The following is a 1017-nucleotide window of genomic DNA, read 5'->3' on the forward strand; positions in this document are numbered from 1 at the left end:
TTCACCCCGTCAACCCTACAAAGTCGGATTGTCGAGGACTCGGAGAATACTTGGCCCTTTGCCCCTCCCAGTCCCCTTAAAGTTTTATTTCGATCACCACCAAGGCCGGCCTCTTCTGTATTTAACTTTTACAAATCGAACCTGAGAATAGGCTCACTTTCGATCGTCAAATTCAGAGTCTGAATGTCTTCATCATCTCTTTCCTGATTTCCGGAAAAGACATTGTCTTGATCGGGCTGCCTGCCGGTTCCTTTTTCTGTATTTCCAGAAATTGCTTTTTTGCGCTTTGAAGCGCGTTTTGAACCGGGCCGGTTTTCTGCGGTTTTTCGATCGCCGTCAGCAAAAAGGCAAGCAGGTTGATCCGTTCCAGATGGATGTTGTCTTTCCAGTTCTTGAACCCGATTTCCGCCAGCTTGTTCTTGTACGCGCTTCCCAGCCAGTCTTTTTCCTTTGCGGCGTCAGCTGCGTTCGGAATGCCAAGGCTTGCACTTTCGGAATCGGTATACTTGATGAACCCTGCCTTGTGCATGGCGGCAAAGAACTTGTCGACACCCCACCCCTTGCCTTCCGACTTCAGGAATTGAGCCGCCAGCGCGGCGACACGATCATCTCCCTTTTTCTGGAACTGCATCAAAGTCCCCAGCGCCTTCTCGTTCTTGAATTTAAAGAACTCGGCGGCAGCCCTGGCGTTGTAGAGCCGCGTGCCCCGAAGCCCCTGATCATAATCCGTATCGGCAATATTGGCGCCTTTTTCGATGTATCCCATCTTGATGAGGTCGGCGACGAACTTGTCCGGATCGCCTTTGGCCTTGCCAACTTCGGACAGGCATTGCCTCGCCAGAAGTCTGACGCTCTCGCCGTCCTGTTTCTTGAGAGCATATTCCTTCATGAAGTGTTGCAAGGGCCTGACCTTGGAAATACCGAATGTTGAGGCCGCCTCGATCGCATTGTAGAGTTTCTTGACTTCAATGAAATTGTTGCGCTCGAGGTGACCTGCCCCCGATAAATCGGACCATT

Annotated in this window: 1 protein-coding gene; it reads right to left on the reverse strand. The window is 51.1% G+C overall.

All coding sequences use genetic code 11. From position 1 onward, the window contains the following. Positions 1 to 172: 172 nt before the first annotated feature. Positions 173 to 1017: hypothetical protein (locus tag E1297_RS48935; RefSeq protein WP_196223113.1), on the reverse strand; the 845-nt coding region annotated here is incomplete at its 5' end.

Source organism: Roseibium sp. RKSG952 (assembly GCF_009711355.1).